6 protein-coding genes are annotated in these 3,471 nt (G+C 64.0%); 1 reads left to right on the forward strand and 5 read right to left on the reverse strand.

Annotated elements, in window-relative coordinates; genetic code table 11:
* Both WBF82_RS17550 and bfr read right to left on the reverse strand, forming a co-directional pair.
* On the reverse strand, nt 1–408 hold a 408-nt coding region (locus WBF82_RS17550; protein WP_424384238.1), incomplete at its 3' end, for an MFS transporter.
* A 42-nt stretch (nt 409–450) separates the two neighbouring features.
* Nucleotides 451–948 carry a bacterioferritin gene (bfr, locus tag WBF82_RS17555; protein WP_424077284.1) on the reverse strand — a complete coding sequence of 166 codons (498 nt, stop codon included), beginning with the start codon at nt 946–948 and terminating at the stop codon, nt 451–453.
* A 335-nt stretch (nt 949–1,283) separates the two neighbouring features.
* Between bfr and WBF82_RS17560 the strand changes: the two genes are divergently transcribed.
* The gene (locus WBF82_RS17560; RefSeq protein WP_424077283.1) at nt 1,284–1,469 is read left to right on the forward strand and encodes a (2Fe-2S)-binding protein; all 186 of its coding nucleotides are present in this window, start codon (nt 1,284–1,286) and stop codon (nt 1,467–1,469) included.
* Nucleotides 1,470–1,485: 16 nt separating this feature from the next.
* On the opposite strand, the gene WBF82_RS17565 is transcribed toward WBF82_RS17560, so the two are convergent.
* From WBF82_RS17565 to WBF82_RS17575, 3 genes are all read right to left on the reverse strand, one after another.
* Nucleotides 1,486–2,244, reverse strand: coding sequence for an enoyl-CoA hydratase/isomerase family protein (locus tag WBF82_RS17565; protein WP_424384239.1), 759 nt, complete (start codon nt 2,242–2,244; stop codon nt 1,486–1,488).
* A 10-nt stretch (nt 2,245–2,254) separates the two neighbouring features.
* Nucleotides 2,255–2,953 (reverse strand): EthD domain-containing protein, encoded by a 699-nt coding sequence (locus tag WBF82_RS17570; protein ID WP_424384240.1) that lies wholly within the window; start codon nt 2,951–2,953, stop codon nt 2,255–2,257.
* A 2-nt stretch (nt 2,954–2,955) separates the two neighbouring features.
* On the reverse strand, nt 2,956–3,471 hold a 516-nt coding region (locus WBF82_RS17575), incomplete at its 5' end, for a PaaI family thioesterase (protein ID WP_424384241.1).

Consider the following 3,471-nt stretch of genomic DNA (forward strand, 5'->3'; position numbering starts at 1 on the left):
CAACGCGGTGGCCGTCACGATGATGGCGCCGCCCCCGAGACCCTGCAGCGCCCGGGCCCCGACCAGCATCGCCATCGACTGCGAAATGCCGCACAACACCGATCCGACGACGAAGAACGTCACCGCCGCCTGAAACACCCGCTTGCGGCCGAACAGGTCACCGAGTCTGCCGGCCAGCGCGGTCATGATTGTCGAGGCGAGCAGATAACTGGTGACCACCCAGGACTGATGGCCGGCTCCACCCAGGTCGGCGACGATCGTCGGCAGAGCGGTGGCGACGATGGTTTGGTCCAGCGCCGCCAGCAGCATTCCCAGCATGATCGCCAGGAAGACGAAATTGCGTCGCTGCGGACTGATCGGTGTGTGGCCGGATTCGGCATCCGGGCGCGCAGTGATCTGCGCTGTCATGCCTGCCTTCCCGTCGGGCACCTTCCCGCGGGGGGTGGCGACTTAGTGCCCGCCTTGTCCTGTCGTCGGCGGCCGCGAGACACACTGAGCCGAGTACAGCTCTTCACCGAGCTTGTCCATCAGCTCCAGCTGCGTCTGCAGGTAGTCGACGTGGTTCTCTTCGTCGGCCACAATCCCCTCGAGCAGGTTGGCGCTCGTCGTGTCCTGCTTTTCGCGACACATAATGATGCCCGGCTTGAGCCGGTTCAACACGTCGTACTCGATTGCCAGGTCGGCCTCGAACTGTTCGCGCAGCGTCTGGCCGATGCGTAAGGAGAAAAGGCGCTGGTAGTTGGGCAGCCCGTCCAGCAACAAGATGCGGTCGGTAATCGCCTCGGCGTGCCGCATTTCGTCAAAGGACTCGGCGCGGGTGTGGCTCGCCAACTCGGTGAAACCCCAGTTCTCCTGCATCTTGGCATGCAGGAAATACTGATTGATCGCGGTGAGCTCGCTGGTCAACTGTTCATTGAGCAGGCGCAAAACATCAGGATCACCTTGCATTATTACTCCTGTCAAAATGGCCGCAGCGGCCGTTGCGGTCACGCTACAACACGCCAAAGCCGTTGTCACCCAAGGTAATACTCACTCAGGCCAGCTTTCCCTAACTAAAGCAAGCCTAGGTTGAGTGAGGCAACGCCGACAGTGTGCAGCGGGGCGCGCGTCCATCGCGGAAATTGTCCAGAGGCGAGGCGCTGGCTCCGAATACTTTCGTCGGCAACGGCGGTAACGCCAGGGCAAATACGTTAAGGCTGGTCAGCGGCGTGTCGACTCGGCTGACGTGCACTGACTACTTAGGTTAGCCTTCGCGAACCAGGTTAGGTTAGACTCTACTAATAATGTACGTATGCCTGTGTGTCGGTGCGACGAGTCAGACGGTGTGTGACGCCGTCGCCCGTGGCGCGTCGACTTCCAAGGAGGTCGCCGCGGCCTGCGGGGCCGGCACTGACTGCGGACGTTGCCGACGCACGTTGCGGGCGATCATCGCCGAGGCCGCGCAGTTGGAGACAAGCGGCTCGCGGTAGCGGGCTTCGTCAATGATCAATGGCCGCGCCGGCCGGTGAAATCGGCCAGCGCCGCTGCGTTTGCCTGCCCACCGAGTAACTGTGCGAACTGGTCGTTTTCCCGAGCGGTCGCCGCGGCTATTTCCGCACGAGTCGGTTCGACGATGGTCTGCTTGACCGCGATCAAGCTCGAAATCGGCCGAGAGGCAAGGATTTCAGCGTGCCGACGGGCGTCAGCGATCAGTTCTGAAGGTTCACACACCTTCCATACCAGGCCCATTCGCAGCGCCTCTTCCGCGCTCACCCACTCCGACGACATCAACAGCCAGGCGGCGTTTTGCCGGCCCATCAATTGCGGCAGCAGATACGACGACGCCGCTTCCGGCGCGACCCCGAGGCTGGTGAACGGGCACTTCAGCCGAGCCGTCGACGACATGAACGCGATGTCCGCGTACCCGAGGATGGTCGTGCCGATTCCGACGCCGACGCCGTTCACCGCGCATATCAGCGGCTTGGGAAACCGGCTCAGCACGTCGATCATCGTCGTGAAGTGCGATCCCTGTCGAGCCATTTGCGGGTCGGTGATGCGTGCTTGCATCTCTTTGAGGTCGTTGCCGGCGCTGAAGGCTCGTCCGGCTCCGGTCAACAGCACAACCGCGACCTCGGGGTCGCCGGCCGCTGACGTCAGCGCTTCGGCGGTGGCCTGGTAGAGCGCCTCGTTGAACGCGTTGAGCGCGTCGGGCCGGTTCAGCGTGAGGGTGCGCACCCGGTTCTCGTCATCGCTGCGCAGTATCACGGGTGTCTCCTCACGTCGTGAACGGTGTTTTCAACACGTAGCGGCTGGTTGGCACCGTGTCGATGTTCTCGTTGGCGCCGAATGCCGATGTGCTGGCGACCATCCGGCCCACCCGGTGTTGCAGGTCGGCGTCGTCGGAAGCCCCGAAAAAGGCCTTCAGGTCGGTAATCGCCTCGGCCGGGAACAGCTCTTCGACGATGCCCGCCAGCGCCGGCGCGTCCGGCGTGAGCGCTCGCACCACGGCGTTCTGGGTGTAGCCGAAGGTCGACTGCGTCTCGATCGCCACCGGCGTGTGGTCGCGCTGCCAGCGGGTCAGCCAGCTCGGCTGATCCAGCTCTGCAGGCCGACGCAGCAAGGCCATGTTGGCTAAACCCGTTGTGCGGCTGCCTAATTCCAGCGGTGCTTGCAGCGGAACCGACTCGGTGACCAGATAGGCCGCGAGGTGGTCGCACTCCACCTCGAGCAGCCGCAGCGCCGCCGCGATCTGATCGCCGTAGCACTGTTGGGTCCAGATGCTCACCACGGCGGCCACCGGCGGGTCGAGCGTCGTCAGCGTCATCAATGAATGACGCACTGCCGCGTCGCGGACGTTGACAGCCAAACCCGCGACGTCGAGCTCAAGGATGGCGTCGGCGACCGGTCCTCGTTGCCGTTGGCACCAGTCGTCGTCGCGGTCCGGCGCCATCAGCACTGCAACTACCTTTTCCATCGCTACTCTCCTCGGGCCCACCGCGGCAGGATGAAAACCCCTTCGGCTTCGACCGTGACACCCTCTTCGTCGGCGAGGTGACCCGCAGCGAAAGTCTTGACCCTGTCGGTCCGGGTGGTTATTGCTTCGGCGTGCAGCTGCCCCAGCCGGGTGGCTCGCACGTAGCGCAAGCTGATCGTTCCGGTCAGACGCGGATTCACGCCGTCGCTGGCGGCCTCCCCCAGCAGATGATCGAGAACCAGAGCGGCGATGCCGCCGTGCACATGACCGGGCGGTCCCTCATAGGCGGCGCCCAGATGCAGATCGCACCAGGCCTTGCCTGAGTTGTCGCGATGGATCGCCACCGGAGGGGCGATCGGATTGCGAATCCCGATGACCGCATTGCCCCAGGCCATCCGCTCGCCACTGGCCAGGTAGCGCACGCCGAAGGTCCCGTCGAGTTGTTTTTGACGTAAACGTGCGGTGGCCGAGTCGATCTCGGACTTGGCCGCAGCGACGACGGCGGCGTCGGCCTGGGT

Origin of the sequence: Mycobacterium sp., assembly GCF_049673265.1 — a bacterium.
Classification (GTDB): domain Bacteria; phylum Actinomycetota; class Actinomycetes; order Mycobacteriales; family Mycobacteriaceae; genus Mycobacterium.

Excerpts from the sequence above, each read along its gene's own strand:
- WBF82_RS17570 (WP_424384240.1), bottom strand. The coding sequence starts at position 2,953 with ATGGAAAAGGTAGTTGCAGTGCTGATGGCGCCGGACCGCGACGACGAC.
- WBF82_RS17560 (WP_424077283.1), top strand. The coding sequence starts at position 1,284 with ATGTACGTATGCCTGTGTGTCGGTGCGACGAGTCAGACGGTGTGTGAC.
- bfr (WP_424077284.1), bottom strand. The coding sequence starts at position 948 with ATGCAAGGTGATCCTGATGTTTTGCGCCTGCTCAATGAACAGTTGACC.